The organism is Spongiactinospora sp. 9N601, assembly GCF_044326295.1.
In the GTDB taxonomy this organism is placed as follows: domain Bacteria; phylum Actinomycetota; class Actinomycetes; order Streptosporangiales; family Streptosporangiaceae; genus Spongiactinospora; species Spongiactinospora gelatinilytica.
The window spans coordinates 1-13,922 of record NZ_JBIRBB010000009.1 but is presented as its reverse complement, the minus strand read 5'-3'; the positions used below and the strand labels follow the sequence as shown (position 1 = coordinate 13,922).

The window sequence follows — 13,922 nt, the reverse complement described above, 5'->3', positions numbered from 1 at the left end:
CCGGCCGGGGCATCACAGCCTCAACGTGGTGGAAAGCCGCAATATGACCAAAAGCCCCGGCCGGTGACCTGCGGCATGCATCGTTCGGTCGTACGTCAGCCCGCACATCGACTAGGACGGGTTCTCACTGCGGCAGCTCGTCCGTCCAGTCGGTGGTCAGCAAGACGGTGGCGCGCGCCGCCCGGGCGGTCTCGGGATCGACGACCATCTTGATCTCCAGGCCCTCGGAGAGCGGGATCACCAGTTCCTGCCCGCCCTCGGCCGGCCCCGCGTTCTTGACCCCGGCGTCGCGGCGAGGGCCTCGAATGCCGCCGAACGGACCTCCGCGGGCGTCGGCAGCTCCGTGATCAGGGCGATCAGCGGGGAGACGAGCTCGCCTCGCCGGTCGGCAGAGAGCACGGCGTGGATCGTCTTCCCGCGCGCTGGGCCGGCCATCTGCGCCAGGCCCGCAGGTCGGCGCATTACCACAACTCCCGGAACATCACATTAGGTTCAGCAATTAAGGTCTTGATCAAATCCGGGATGGTTCAGGAAAGCCAAGCCGTTTTCCCGCCCAATGTGAACGGGCGATGTCGGCATGCGGGCCCCGCCTGGAAATCCCGGCGTCCGGCCCTCTCCACGTCCGTGCGCTGGGCCGTTCGGCTTCGTATGCGGTATTGCCGCCGGTTGAGCCGCCGGTTGAGTGAAGAGCGCGGGTGCTGTTAACTTCGTCCGGTGGACGATAGGCGTGCACGGGCGGAGGCGATCGAGGACTTCGCGGGAGTCCTCCGAAAACTACGCCAATCTGTCGGAAATCCCCCTTTTCGGGAGATGTCCGGCCGCTCGGGAGCGATCTCCCACACGACCTTGCACGAAGCCACCAAAGGCAACCGGCTCCCGAGCTGGGAGACCACCACCGAATTCGTTCGGGCGTGCGGAGCCGACCCGGCCGCGTATCGCGAGCGCTGGGAGCGGGCCAACCAGACGGTCCGGGGTGCGGGCTTCGAGGACGCTCCAACCGGCGCGGACGCCCTGGTGGATCGCCCTCCCGACGGCGCCGGGGCCACCGCGGAGCTTCTTCCTACCGCGCACCTCGTCGTACCTCCGCAAGTGTCCCGCTCGCCCGACGACGCCCCGGTCCCCCTGCCCGTGCGCCCCGGCGAGAGCGTGGACGATGTCCGGCCGGCCCTCCCCACTCCGGAGCGCCCCAGGCGATTCCGGCTGACCGGCAGGGCGGCGCTCGCCGTGGCCACGGTCGGTGTGGGGGCGGCGGTCCTCATCATGATCATCGTCGATCCCTGGTCCGGACCGGCCGGTCCCGCCCCGAGCGGCTCCGAAAGCCCGTCGGTGGCCGCGATCCACTGCCCGGTACGCCAGGCCAACCCCGCTCCCGCCCCGCCCGCCCGCAACGGCGACGCCTCCGTTTTCATCGATGACCTGACACTCCCCGACTGCACGCATGTCGGCCCCGGCAAGACCGTGCGCAAGGTATGGCGGCTCAAGAACGCCGGGACCGTGCACTGGAAGGGATATTCGCTACTCCGCCTCGAACCACAGCAGCCCGATCAATGCCAGACCCCCGCTGAGGTGCCGATCAAAGAGACCGCGCCCGGCAAGCTGGTCGACATCCGGGTCGATATCACCACGCCGACAAAGCCGGGTTTCTGCTTCGTGCGGTTCAAGATGATGAACGCTTCCAAAGAGCTCGTGTTCCCCGGAAGCCGGCCGATCAACTTCCAGCTCATCATCGACGAGAACTCCGGTTCCCCGCCACAATGACGCGACAGGAAACCGGAGCCCTCGGAGTAGCCAGGCGTTCTCACTAGCCGATCTCACTAGCCGATCGCGATCCTCTTGTAGTAGGACCTGAGGATCCTGCTGTAACCCCAGCCCTTCTTGGCCAGGTCACGAGAGCCGTTCTGCGACATCCAGTCGCCATCGACCCACATGCCGCACGCCTTCGACGACTGGCAGTACTGGCTCTGGAAGATCTTCCCATTGCGCGTCAGCCGGGTGCCCCACGTCGCGTTCACCGCGGCGCTCGTCGCCGCCGTCGCCGAGCCCGGCTTGTAGACCTGGCTCGATGTGTGGTCGTAGACGTCGAAGCACTTACCGTCCGGCGTTTTACGCGTCGAGTGCAGCGCCCAGTACCAGCCGTAGTTCTTGACGGCGATCGCCCCGGCCCGCAGCGACTCCTGCGGCCAATGCGACCGCCACTCGTTCGGCAGGACGTTCTTGACGTAGTCCTTGAAGGACACCCTCTCCACGTGACCGAGGGACTTCCGGTAAACGAGGATCGACGTGGGCAGCCTGCTGTGCGTGCCGTCCGTCTTGCACTGGGTCGGCGACGTGGAGCCCATGAACCGGTGCGAGGCGTTCTGGTTCTTCAGGGCGGGGATGAGATTGCCCTTGGCACCGGGCTTGAAATCCTGGTAGGTGCCGGAGAAGTTGCTGTTGAAGTACACTCGCACGGTCTTACCGCTGCGGTTCCAGACGGACGCGGCGGAGTTCTTGATGCACTTGCCCTTGCCGTTGCCCGGGCCCTTGAAGTCGTAACAGGAGGGCTGCTTGGTCGCATAATCCCCGAGCGAGCCGGTGAAGTCGGAGACCGACCCCTTGTTGTTGCTGTTGAAGTAGTAGCAGAACTCACCGCTCTGGCACACCCCGTCGCGACCTGCGGCCGACGCGGGTGGAGCGATGGCGAGCACCGATCCGCCGAGCGCCACCGCGGCGACCGCCGTGGTGAGCCGCGAGATCAGTCGCGCGGTTCGTGAATACACGGTCGATTTCCTCTTCGTCTTCTTGTTCTTCGCAGGCCGCGGTGCGCTATCGGACGTTGTAGCCACGGGCGCGCCAGAACGCGTTCGGGTTCGGGTTCTGCAGGTGCGAGTCGCCGACGCTCTTGGCGGCGCGCGTCTGCCGTCCCGGGCGCATCTCGACGTGGGTGTGCGCGGCCGACTTGGACGAGATCCCGCGCCACGCCTCGGTGGCGATGACCTGACCGGGCCGGACCACCTGGCCCACGCGCAGCGAGGACACCGGAGCGGTGTGCAGATAGATCACCGTCTTGTTCAGCGACGAGTTGTAGATGGCGATCGTGGAGAGCCCCGAACCGCCGTTGGCCCCACGCGCGACGTTGATGACCGTACCCTGCATCAGGTTTCGCACGGTGGCACCCACGCCACGGGCGAAGTCGATGCCCTCGTGCCGGCCGGGTGTGCTGTCGTAGCCGTCGAAGGGGCAGGTCAACCGGCCGCTGCTCGGCCTGTAGAGCGCGTACGACATGTTGACGCGCGACGAGGACGACGGACCGAACTCATGCGAGGCGTTCTGGTTCTTCAGGGCGGGGATGAGGTTGGCCTTGGCGCCGGGTTTGAAATCCTGGTAGGTGCCGCCGTAGTTACTGTTGAAGTAGACGCGGACCGTCTTGTTGCTACGGTTCCAGGCGGAGGCGGCGGAGTTCTTGATGCACTTGCCCTTGCCGTTGCCCGGGCCCTTGAAGTCGTAACAGGAGGGCTGTTTGGTCGCGTAATCGCCGACCGAACCGGTGAAGTCGGAGACCGACCCCTTGTTGTTGCTGTTGAAGTAGTAGCAGAACTCACCGCTCTGGCATACGCCGTCCCGGCCGGCCGCCGATGCGGGTGCGGCGGTGATGGCCATCGGCACCCCGAGCGCCATCGTGGTGACCGCCGCGGCGAGAACCTTGTTCATCGTGCCCATGCTGTTTCCCCTTGGATTCGTATGAGGTGGATTTCGTAGAAGCGGGACTACGGGTGGTCAGCGGCGCCGGTATTCCTCCCAGGTGCGGATGGTCACCTTCGGGCCGTCGTCCGGCCCATGCCCGGAAAGCCCGTTGAACCCCAGGTAGTAGTCACCGACCTGGCGCTGAGCCTGCCGGGAAAGGTCGGTGTCGCTGATCGCGACGGCGTGAATGTGCCACGGCCAGTCATCCTGGCTCGGGTCGCGTACCCAGGCCGCGAAGCCGACCCGCCGCAACGCGCGGACGGCCGCGGTGCGGGTCGTCCGGTTCATCCCCTTGACCGAGATGTCGACGACGCCCCCGCCGTCGTGGGTACCTGCGGACGTGGGGTCGCCCCCGGGGTTGTACGAGCCCTGCATCAGCCCCAGACCGCGGCCGAACAGCCGCTTGGCCTCGGCCAGCATGCTCCGCGTACGGGTGTTGACGACGACATCGCCCATGGACACCCGGCCGCCTGGAACGATGGTGTGGGTGACCTTGAAACGGCCGGCTCCGAGCTTGACGAGCGTCGCCTTGCCGGGCAGCCCGCTGGCGGCGAGCCCCTTGTAGCCGAGCGACTTCTGGTACTTCGCGTAGGCGGTGATGGTCGTGGTGCCGAAGTACCCGTCGACCCACTGCCCGTCGAGCAGACGCCGGTCGCGCAGCGCCTTCTCGACGAGCAGTACACTGGGCTTGGCCCCCGGGGTCGTCGTCTCGTCCGCCCGCCGCGGGTCGATCTGGGCCGCCTTGACCGTGGCTTCCATGTTCACGCTCGGAAGGACCTTGACCTCGGCCGCCTGCGCCACCGACATCCCAGACGCTCCGGTGAGACCGGCGACCAGAGCAGCCGCCAAGAGTCCCGTGGCGCGCAAGGTCGGCTTCATCGTTTCTCCTGGTTCTTGGGAGATGCGGGAATTCCTGTGACGCGGCCCACACTTCTGGGTCTCCTCAGGCGTCCGCAACAAGATGTTGTTGTCAGCCTGTTCGGCGGGCTCTTCTTACAGGCGGACAGGCCGTCTTACAGGCCACCTGACGGCGAGCACCCCACACCGATGAGAAGATGAGCGGCATGCCGATCAACAGAAAGGCCGATGCCGCGTAACCGGCCCGGCCGCGTCCGCGCCGAGCTCCCCCTCCGCCGCCAGACGCGACACTCCCAAACGACCATCCCCGGCCTGTCCCCGGCAGCCTTGGCCGAACTCAGACGGATCGAACGCCGCAAGAACTACCTGTGGCCGGGCTCGATCGAGGCGGCCTTCATCCGCTGGCGCAGCTTCGTCCACCAACCGAACCGCCGCCTGTGGGACCACACTCAGGCCGGCTGCACAGAATGGGCCTGCTGCGGCGACCCGACAGAGGCCCGCGACTTCCTCGAAGCGGCCATGCTCTCAATGTCCCGCCGCCACGCCCGCGAACTCCGACCCCTGATCAAAGCCCTCGACGACGACTATTGATGTCATCCGGGTCGCCGAATTTCGCCCGGATCTCGGCGGCGCCGTACTGCCCCTTCGGGTTGCAGATCGGGCACGCGCATGGCGGCCTTCCGTGAGCGTCAGGCATGTAGCGCCAGCCGGTCAACCGGTTCACTCGACGGATTCGATGAATCTCACCCGCCCTGACAGAACGCGGAATGAAAACTTCGTACCCGCGCGGGTCCGGCTGGGCCGCTATCAGCGCAGCGGCTTCCGCACTGCCCATGTGGGCGGGGAGGCTGTTGTAGTGTCCGACCTGCACCGGCTCATCGTCGGGAACCCTGAAGTACACGGCGATGTGCGCCCGCTGACCACCTCGCCGCAGCTCGCGTACCCACTGATGGGTGATCTGGTAGGACGGCAGCACCGGCAGGCAATAGACACCCGTTCCATCCCACCCACCGCTCACCGCCCGAATGCCACTGCGCCGTATCGAGCGAACGTTCTTGGCCGCGGTGACGTGCACCAGCATGGTCATCGCAGTGCCTCCCATGGACGCGCACAAAACCGCCTCAATCGGTGGACCATGCGTCCGAAATATGGAAAGCCGAGAGGTCCACACCCCCAACGATCAGTGCTGACCTGAAGGTGTTCTCCCACCCTACCGTGAGGAGCCCCCGTGAAGATCCGAAACTTATCCGCCGCGGCCCTGCTCGCGACAGCCTTGGGCGCCCCCGCCCTGGCCGCACCCGCCTCCGCCTCCGCCTCCGCACCCGCCTCTATCACCCACCAGCCCAGCACCACATCCGCCCTCGCCCCGCTGCCGCCGGACTGGTACTACTCCAGTCGCTACGAAACCCTGGCCGCCTGCTACGCAGGTCTCCAGGACGCTGCCCAGAACGGCGAGTTCACCGGACTCGCCCCCTGCCGCTACTACCCAGGCGACCAGCACCGCCAGGCAGGCTGGTACTTCCTGATGTACATCCCCTGATCCCCGGCGAGCGTGGCGTCCACGGCCCCAGCCCCTGGACGCCTTCCGCACTCCTTCCGCACTCCTTCAACGCCCAGGCACAGCCCGCTCCAACTCCACCAAGGCCAGCGGCGGCCCCTCACCAAAGTCGTGATCGTGAGTCCTGCCGGTCTCGACAAAGCCGTTCTTCGCGTAGAACCGGCGCGCTTGAGCGGAGTCCCGCAGCGTCCACAAATGCACCTCGTCGTACCCGGCATCTCGCACCCGCTCCAAGACAGCCGTCAACAGAACCATCGCAACCCCACTACCCCAGACATCCGGGTGCGCAAAGAACGTCTGGATCTCCGCCACGCCGGGCCGAGAAGTAGAGGCCCCAAACCGAGCAAACGCCCCCGCCCGCTCATTCAAGCGCGCCACCAGAATCGTGCCCCCACCCTCGGCCAGCACTCCATGCCACTTCCCCCGCCGCTCCTCAACCCCAGCCGCAGCCACCTCCGGCGCACAAAACGGCCCATGCGACACCCCCCAAGACAGAGCATGGATCTCGCCGAGGACATCCCCATCACCTGGTTCCGCGGGATGGACCGTTATCACATCGGACATGTAGCAGACCCTAATCAACCGCTGCTCATCTCAGCACCCGAGGCGGCGTTGACCGCGCCACAGGCGGAATGCCCTTCACCGCAAGACGGCGCGATTTCTGCCGATCTCGGCTGCGCTCGCATATTGCCTGCCCAGAGATCGACGATCAAAGCTTCGCCTGGCCACCAGACCCCGGCCGACACAACAACGGACGGCGAGAGGGACGCATGCCGTACACAGGGCAAAACCCGGCCCTGAAAAGCAGGCCGAGCGCCAGCAGGGTCCAATGGGCACGCGCGGAGCGCAGCATCCCGCAGGAGGCGGGGGCAGCACCCGAGGGGCCACCACGGCTGCCCGCTGGCCAACGGCGTGGGGGACGGGAAGACGCCGGTTCAGGCGGAACCCGAGAGTTCGCGTCTCTGCAGACCCTGCCGTCGGTGGCTGGGCATCTCCCGGCACACCGTGCACCAACATCCGGCGAACTCTTACCTGTGACTCGGTCACCTTGATCCCGTCAGCCTTGAAGCAGCCCATCCGGGAAGCGGTCGGCGGCCTGGTACGAGAACGAGAGGGCCAGGGAGGCCTTACCGATGCCCGGCATGCCGCTAACGACCACGATGATGGTCGCGCCTCCTGGGTTCTTGCCTCCCACCATCTTGGCCAGCATCGCCAACTCCTGGTCTGGCCTGATGAAGTGAGTGCTGACTCCGGGGAGCTGCAAAGGCCGAAGGGGAACGGCCGTACGGTCGCCTGAACTCTGGCCTTCAGGCGCGCGCTTCGTGCCGGCCTCGGCAAGACAGTCCCGGGCGGTTCCCAGCCGGCGCCTTTCTTCAGCGGACACCTCCAACGTGGCTAAGAGTCGGTCCAATATCACTGCGTCCGGAAGCGTGACACCCTTGAGGTACGCATACACGCTGCTGCGGGAGACGGCCACCCTTCTTGCCAGGGCAGCCACCGCACAGCCCTTTCCGATTTTGCGTTCGAATTGTGTTTTGTGGTGTCGAAGGACTGCTCCCAAGTCCTCCCTGGAAGTGATCGGCTGCTGGTACGGAAAGTATCGCGCATCATCCACGGCGGTCCTTGCCGAGAGTCCGACTGTTGTACGGCGTCCAGGTTCGTCCAGAGCATTCCAGATGAGCCCGCCTTCTTGCAGGGCTTCTGATCTCCTGGTGTGGACGCGCGACGCAAATATGTCGCAGAAGTGGCGATATACGCCACAACAGGTAATTCAAGCGCCTCAGCAAGGGTCTGCAAACGAGAAACGGAGGCAGCATGGAGAAAGTAAAGACGTTGGCTACGAGGATTGGCCGGCGCGGCGCGGCGTGTGCGGTCCTAGCAGCAGCCATCGTCATGTCGGTGCCAGCCGCCGCCGACGCGGCCGAGCCGAACCAACTGTGCCGCACCAACAGCTCCGCGATCCTCTACACCAGCCCGACTTCGGGAATCTGGGTCCCTCAGGGCTCACTGGTCCGCATCCTTGACTACCGCGGGCCGCTGCACTACCTCGCTCGCTACGACGGGACCGTGGGCCAACTCGAGCGCAGCAAGATCATTCAGGCGAGCTGCTACTACCAGTGATTCGGCACAACCTCGAAGCGCTTGGTAGATGAGTGATCTCGATCGCCTCATCTACCAAGAGCTTCACCACATCCAGAGCGACAATACTCACCTGGAAGGAGCCCGACGCTCCCCTCAACCTGCCGCCCCGCCCTATGACGTGCCTGTTCCAGACATCAGCACGATGACGGTGCTGCTCCCACCGCGTCCGTCTGCACCGAGCGGCTGGGCCTGCGGCCGTCCCGCCCGACCCGTGGGTCCGGTACTTCGGCACGCGCACCAACCGTTCGGATTCGCTGACCTGGACATGACGTTCCACGGTGTTGAGCGCCAGGCCCAGGCGTCGGGCACATTCCAGCAACCCGACACCTTGGTTGAGCAGGGCGTGGATCTACTGCCGACGTTCGCGCGTGGCGGCCCCCTGGGCGAGCGGAACGATGGCGTTACGCGCGGAGCGCGGCGTACCACCGGAGACGGTAAGGGTGGGCAACGCTGGGAGAGCATGCCTGCACTGGCGAAGTACGTGCGTTGACCTGGTCCCATGTCGTTGCGTTCGATGCACGGCGCAAGTGTGGTTCCGGCCACCGAAGGGGGATGGGAACACGAGGAGTATGCCGTGTACGTCTGGCGCTCGGTTCACAAAAGGAGGGACATTAAGACGACCAAGTCGCGCCGCACCTTTAAGGTGCCCGCCCGCTGTGCGAAGGCCATGCGGCGGCTCATCGAGACTCAGGAGACCGTCCGAGCGGCGGCGGAAGACACATGGACCGGCACACCGTTGACCGCGACCAACGTACGGCGCGACTTCCGAAAGGTTCTTGACGACGCCGGATTGGTCGGCAATGAGTGGACACCGTGCGAACTGCCCCAACCCGCCTGGTCGGCCATGCCAACACGGTGATCACGGAAACGGTCTACCGGCACCGGTTACGGCCGGTGCTGCTGGCAGGTGCTGCTGGCAGGTGCCGAAGCGATGGACAATATATTCGCGCGAAAGAGGCTCCATAACCACACAAAAGCCGCAAATCTTCGCCTGCCAACGGCGATGCTTTCTGAGCAGCGCATATACCGAGCCAGCCAGAGACATGTCAATATAGATCATCGTCACCATGAGCCACGGATCTCTGACTGTTGGCGGGCGTACACTCCTTTGTACCTTGCAGGCCATGGCGCGAAGGAAGCAAAATCTCATTGAGAAATACTGGGGCTACGCCGTGCTCGCAGCCGTGGCATGGGGCTGGTGGGTGGCCGACGACAAGGGCGAAGTGGCTCCTCTCTTGATCGCAGGTTCTCTTCTGGCGATCATCTACTTCCTGTTCCGAGTTCCACGCACGTGTGGAGCGCAGGGACGCCAAGGAGCATGCCGGAACAACGCACGCGGGCTCCTGTTCGGCTGCAATCAGGTCAGAGAACATAAACGACAGAACCTGACTCGCAAGCTGGGCCGCGAGCGGTGGCGAGAGCTGAACCGAGGGCTGTGGATCTCACCCAAGGAGCGGGTAGCCACCATGGCATGCATCGGCTCGACCCTCTCGGGCTTCGCTGCGGTCGCCGCAGTGCTCCTCAACAGGGGCTGACGACCGGACGGGGCGGTGTGCCCTTAGTCACGCCGTTAGTCACAACACCCCCGCCAACGATCACCGGCGGGGGTGTTCAGGCTGGTGGAGTCTAGGAGATTCGAACTCCTGACGTCCTGCTTGCCAACGGGAGGCAGTCACGACCTCGGAGGCACCGCACCTCGCCCTGCCTCATACAGCAGATGAGGTCCAGTGACGTGTGATCGCGTAAGCCGATGTCGCTGGAGTCCACTGCAGTACACAGCACCTTGGTCGGCTCCCCGCTGAGTCACCTGATGGCAAGCCGACCCGGAGCGCAGGGCCACCAGGCCCGAGCACCGGAAGCGGCGCGGCGGCATGCCCCTCCCTCTCCTACGCCTGACGGGGAGCCACCAAGGTGCGTCGTCGATGTCCCCCCCTACGATCTGCGCCATGCGGTGGTGCCGCTCTGGCCGAACTCGGGCGCTCCGGCGCCGGCTGACCTCAGCGTCAACGTACTGCCTCCCGTCTACCCCAAGTGCGTAGGCGCTCAGCAGGGCGACATCAAAGCGAGATCAGCGACGCGCCAAACATTGACCCGGCTTTGTGCGTCCTCGGCCCTGGCTTTCGCCGGGGCCGTCTTCATGTGCCCATGCTCATGGCGTGCCCGGTGAACACGATGACGCCCCGTCCAGTGAGCCTCAGCAGCATCGGCACCCGCCGGATGATCTGCTGCCATGGTCCTTCGAGACCCGCGCGTATTCGACTCCGGTAGCACCGGAAGAACCGGCCCCAAGGCGTGTCCGACGCCGGGCCTGGTCGGCGGCGTTCGCTGCCGTTGCTATCGCTGCGGCTGTGACGCTCTGGTTGAACGCCTCACGCGGCGATAGCGTGCAGTCTGGCCGCGATCTTGCATCGTCGTCCACACGCTCTCCGGAGCAGCCCGTGCCCCCGTCGCCACGTCCCAGCCAAGAGGCGTCGCCGGCCTCGACACGGGAGAAGAGGCATAGGGCGAAGTCACGGACGCATGGCCGCCGCTTGGTAGTTCGCGTTGCGCCACGGTGGCCCCGTCAGCCTCTGGAGGCGGACTCACCCATGCCGAGTACAACGCCAACCCGGGACAAGCCTCCACGGAGGTCCGGTCGCGAAAGGCAGAAGGATGGGCTGTCTTCTCTGATCAGAGCAAGATGCGATGAGCTGTTCCCGCCGACCGCGCCTGAGACCCGCCTTCGCAATCAGGTCTGCCGAGGCATCTTCAGATAGCTGTACTTGCCCGGTGACCCGACACCACCATGATCGCCCCACAAAATGTCCTTTCGTCTGGTCCTCCGGCTGCACGCGGGTGTCTGTGGCGGCCTGCCAAGACCTGGATGACGAAGGGGCCGGTTCAGCCGGTGCTGGAACGGCGAGCGGCCACGACGGCCTGCGGAACCCGGGCACCAGGCCCTGACTGGCGACGGCGGACGGCGAGAAGGACGCATGCCGTACACCGGGCGAAGCCCGACCCTGGAAAAACAGGCCGAACGCCAGCAAGGACGATTGGGTGCGGAGCGCACCGCGCGCCGCAGGCGGTGGGGGCGTAGCGGCGGCCTACTGGCCAACAGTGGGGTGGGCCGGATGAGCCGGTTCAGCCGGTGCGGGAACGGCGAGTCGCCACGACGGCCTGCAGAACCCGCGCATCAGGCCCGGACTGGCAACGGCGGACGGCGAGAAGGACGCATGCCGTACACCGGGCGAAGCCCGACCCTGGGAGAACAGGCCGAGCGTCCAGCGAGGGCCATTGGGTGCGGTCTGGCCTGGGAGGTTGGCCGGGCGTCGGTGAGGTCGATTGGGGCGCGGGGTGCGGGGTGCGCCTTGAATGGGGAGGTGGGAGTGGAGCCTAGGAGATTCGAACTCCTGACTTCCTGCTTGCAAACGGGAGCCCGTCACGAATTGTTGAGGCATCCCCCATGCTCAGGCGTGCGCTGTCGGGCGTCAAAGTGAGGCGCTGTGCGGCCCCGTTGCTGTACTTCTCTGCTGTACAGCAAGCTACCTCTTCATCCTCCTCCAGCCCACTCGAGCACTGGAGGCTGCGTGACAAGATCGCCCCGATCACGCCATGACGGCACATATCAACAACAATGACACCCCGTAGAGCCCGATAGCACAGTGCAGGACCACCCACAGCCGATGAAGGCGGATGCGATGCATCCGGGGGAAGGCACGGTAGTGATCAGTACGTGCTTCTACCAACCTCTCATCAGTGCCCAATACCCCACGCTCCACGAGGTCTTTGGTTAAAGCACGCGCCTGAGACAGGTGGTAGGAAGCCCTCTCGTAGTACTTCGAGACAGCGACAGCGCCATACAGGCCAGCCATCGAGATAAAGACACACAAGGGCAGAACATACAGCGAGAAGCGCTGCTGAACGATCAGAGCGCTCAAGGCAGCCGTGATGATAATCAGAAGATTGCTAAGCGTCGAGCGCTGAGTCTCACACTGGCGTAACTGCTCCCGATGTTCCTTCCAGTAGGCGCGTATCGCTTCATCCGAGATCTCTGCCATTGACTCCGCCCTACCTGCATCCGGATACCATGTGCTGTACGGGCCGCCCTGGCTCACAGCGAACCTCGACCAGTGGAGAACATCCTATCGTGAGAGTCTTTATCAGCAGCGTACGGAAGGGCTTGGAGGAAGAGCGCGATCTCCTCCCCGGCTTGATCACAGCGCTGGGCCATACGCCAGTGCGCTTCGAAGACTTCTCAGCCCAGACCACTCCCAGCAGAGAGGCATGCCTGGCCGCTCTGGAATCCGCAGACGTCTGTCTATTCCTTCTGGGTCCTAACTATGGTCATAGGTTCCCGGAAACTGGGCAGTCGGCCACACATGACGAATGGGTGCACGCGCAACGTCTGGGGAAGCCACGGTTGGTCTACCGCAAGAGCGGGGTGAGATTCGAGCCCGATCAGCACGAATTCACGCGCATCGTAGAGGCGTATGCGACGGGCGTATTTCGGGACTCCTTCTCCACCAGCGCGGAGCTTCAGACCAAGGTTGTCAAAGGCTTGCGCGAGCTGGATTCAAAACCATCTCCCCTAGAATTCAGAAGATTGACCCAAAAGCCTCCCCTCATCTGGATCGCAGATGACGACAGAGCACAATCATTTGGTAGCAGCCAAGACTCTCTACTCGAACTACACGTGCTACCAATGGATCACCCTGGATACTCGGCTCGCGAGATGGACCAATTCATCGAATCGCTGGTGAGCCGGGTCCGCGGCACCGAATACATTGAGAGTGGCCAGGCGCTCAACCTTCTCAGATCCCAGGATCACGCGACTGTCAGTATCGAGAACGGCCAGCATCGCGTGTGGGACAAACCCCAGACCGGAAGGATCAGGGAAGTTCGGCTGTATAAAACGGGGCAGATCTCCGTTCGATCGACCCTCCCCAGAGACCAGATGGGCTCAATTCTGGATCCCGAAGCGCTACCGAAGCAGCTCGCTGAGATGCTGCGATTCGCAGGAGCGTTGGGCATTATCGAACAAGGGCATATCCTCGTGGCAGCCGGGGTGCCTTCGGACGGACTCATAAGCGTCGATACCTTTGACCCGCACCGCTCGCGTTCCCGTGCCCAACCGTTGAACTTTGGCCGTTCGGTTGGCATGTACCGCACGGAACCGGACGAGTCCGTCAGCCTGGCAGCTTTGGGGGATGGAGCTCACGAAGTCGGCAGCGACCTCTCCCGAGCACTGTTCGGTCGACTACGAACGTAATCATTTGATAGTTCCCTCATCTAGTCGGCCGCTCCGCCTGGTGAACCTCTTTCTCCTGCCTCCTAAAGTACCGGACCTCTCACGGCTGGCGTGCCATTCCCAATCGTGGCGCTGGGCTAGCCTCGATCTTTCTCGATCTTGAGCTGGCCGGCTGAGGGATTCGGCTGGAGGTCGATTGCCCCGCTGCGGTCAGCGTGGATGCCCGGCTGTCGCGCCGGGTGGGCGGGGTTCCACAGGCCCGCGGTTTCCTTTCCTCGTCGCGGGGGCGGTTGGGTGGTGGTCAGATCGGCGTCGGCAGGGCGTGCAGGCGTGCCAGGGCGGTGATGATCGGGCGGGCCCAGGGCCATTGCGCGGGGATGCGCAGGTGCAGGCGGCGGCCCCCGCGTACCAGAC

The 13,922-nt window shown here is 64.7% G+C and carries 14 protein-coding genes and 2 pseudogenes; 8 read left to right on the top strand and 8 right to left on the bottom strand.

The features are described 5' to 3' along the window. Nucleotides 1-810: 810 nt before the first annotated feature. A complete protein-coding gene (locus tag ACH34R_RS22285; RefSeq protein WP_397563404.1) occupies nucleotides 811-1,758 on the top strand; it encodes an NBR1-Ig-like domain-containing protein in 948 nt (315 codons plus the stop codon). A gap of 56 nt (nucleotides 1,759-1,814) precedes the next feature. On the opposite strand, the gene ACH34R_RS22280 is transcribed toward ACH34R_RS22285, so the two are convergent. From ACH34R_RS22280 to ACH34R_RS22270, 3 genes are all read right to left on the bottom strand, one after another. Beyond that, entirely contained in the window at nucleotides 1,815-2,759 is a 945-nt protein-coding gene (locus ACH34R_RS22280) for a SpoIID/LytB domain-containing protein (protein ID WP_397563403.1), read from the bottom strand. Between the two features lie 46 nt (nucleotides 2,760-2,805). Next, the gene (locus ACH34R_RS22275) at nucleotides 2,806-3,690 is read right to left on the bottom strand and encodes a peptidase inhibitor family I36 protein (protein WP_397563402.1); all 885 of its coding nucleotides are present in this window, start codon (nucleotides 3,688-3,690) and stop codon (nucleotides 2,806-2,808) included. 66 nt (nucleotides 3,691-3,756) lie between these two features. Further along, complete coding sequence (locus ACH34R_RS22270; protein ID WP_397563401.1) at nucleotides 3,757-4,602, bottom strand: peptidoglycan-binding protein; 846 nt, start codon at nucleotides 4,600-4,602, stop codon at nucleotides 3,757-3,759. Between the two features lie 306 nt (nucleotides 4,603-4,908). Between ACH34R_RS22270 and ACH34R_RS22265 the strand changes: the two genes are divergently transcribed. Then, nucleotides 4,909-5,172 (top strand): hypothetical protein, encoded by a 264-nt coding sequence (locus tag ACH34R_RS22265; protein ID WP_397563400.1) that lies wholly within the window; start codon nucleotides 4,909-4,911, stop codon nucleotides 5,170-5,172. On the opposite strand, the gene ACH34R_RS22260 is transcribed toward ACH34R_RS22265, so the two are convergent. After that, nucleotides 5,147-5,668: a hypothetical protein gene (locus ACH34R_RS22260; RefSeq protein WP_397563399.1), complete on the bottom strand. Its 522-nt coding sequence runs from the start codon at nucleotides 5,666-5,668 to the stop codon at nucleotides 5,147-5,149. The genes ACH34R_RS22265 and ACH34R_RS22260 overlap by 26 nt on opposite strands. A gap of 141 nt (nucleotides 5,669-5,809) precedes the next feature. On the opposite strand from ACH34R_RS22260, the gene ACH34R_RS22255 reads away from it, so the two are divergent. Beyond that, on the top strand, nucleotides 5,810-6,121 hold the full coding sequence (locus ACH34R_RS22255) for a hypothetical protein (RefSeq protein ID WP_397563398.1): 312 nt from the start codon (nucleotides 5,810-5,812) through the stop codon (nucleotides 6,119-6,121). A gap of 66 nt (nucleotides 6,122-6,187) precedes the next feature. Here ACH34R_RS22255 and ACH34R_RS22250 read toward each other — a convergent pair whose 3' ends face one another. After that, nucleotides 6,188-6,703: a GNAT family N-acetyltransferase gene (locus tag ACH34R_RS22250; protein ID WP_397563397.1), complete on the bottom strand. Its 516-nt coding sequence runs from the start codon at nucleotides 6,701-6,703 to the stop codon at nucleotides 6,188-6,190. Here ACH34R_RS22250 and ACH34R_RS22245 point away from each other — a divergent pair. Further along, nucleotides 6,638-6,940, top strand: a complete 303-nt coding sequence (locus tag ACH34R_RS22245; RefSeq protein ID WP_397563759.1) for a hypothetical protein — start codon at nucleotides 6,638-6,640, stop codon at nucleotides 6,938-6,940. The two genes, ACH34R_RS22250 and ACH34R_RS22245, sit on opposite strands and share 66 nt — an antisense overlap. Before the next feature lie 256 nt (nucleotides 6,941-7,196). Here ACH34R_RS22245 and ACH34R_RS22240 read toward each other — a convergent pair whose 3' ends face one another. Continuing rightward, nucleotides 7,197-7,349: a hypothetical protein gene (locus ACH34R_RS22240; RefSeq protein WP_397563758.1), complete on the bottom strand. Its 153-nt coding sequence runs from the start codon at nucleotides 7,347-7,349 to the stop codon at nucleotides 7,197-7,199. 159 nt (nucleotides 7,350-7,508) lie between these two features. Next, a pseudogene (locus ACH34R_RS22235) lies at nucleotides 7,509-7,754 on the bottom strand (helix-turn-helix domain-containing protein); the annotation flags it as partial. 200 nt (nucleotides 7,755-7,954) lie between these two features. Between ACH34R_RS22235 and ACH34R_RS22230 the strand changes: the two are divergent. Beyond that, nucleotides 7,955-8,260 carry a hypothetical protein gene (locus tag ACH34R_RS22230; RefSeq protein ID WP_397563396.1) on the top strand — a complete coding sequence of 102 codons (306 nt, stop codon included), beginning with the start codon at nucleotides 7,955-7,957 and terminating at the stop codon, nucleotides 8,258-8,260. Nucleotides 8,261-9,405: 1,145 nt separating this feature from the next. Further along, complete coding sequence (locus tag ACH34R_RS22225; protein ID WP_397563395.1) at nucleotides 9,406-9,816, top strand: hypothetical protein; 411 nt, start codon at nucleotides 9,406-9,408, stop codon at nucleotides 9,814-9,816. 2,049 nt (nucleotides 9,817-11,865) lie between these two features. Here the strand turns inward: ACH34R_RS22225 and ACH34R_RS22220 are convergent. Beyond that, entirely contained in the window at nucleotides 11,866-12,318 is a 453-nt protein-coding gene (locus ACH34R_RS22220; RefSeq protein ID WP_397563394.1) for a hypothetical protein, read from the bottom strand. Nucleotides 12,319-12,347: 29 nt separating this feature from the next. On the opposite strand from ACH34R_RS22220, the pseudogene ACH34R_RS22215 reads away from it, so the two are divergent. Then, nucleotides 12,348-12,647: pseudogene (locus tag ACH34R_RS22215) on the top strand (DUF4062 domain-containing protein); the annotation flags it as partial. 33 nt (nucleotides 12,648-12,680) lie between these two features. Continuing rightward, nucleotides 12,681-13,529, top strand: coding sequence for a hypothetical protein (locus ACH34R_RS22210; protein ID WP_397563757.1), 849 nt, complete (start codon nucleotides 12,681-12,683; stop codon nucleotides 13,527-13,529). Nucleotides 13,530-13,922: the final 393 nt, after the last annotated feature.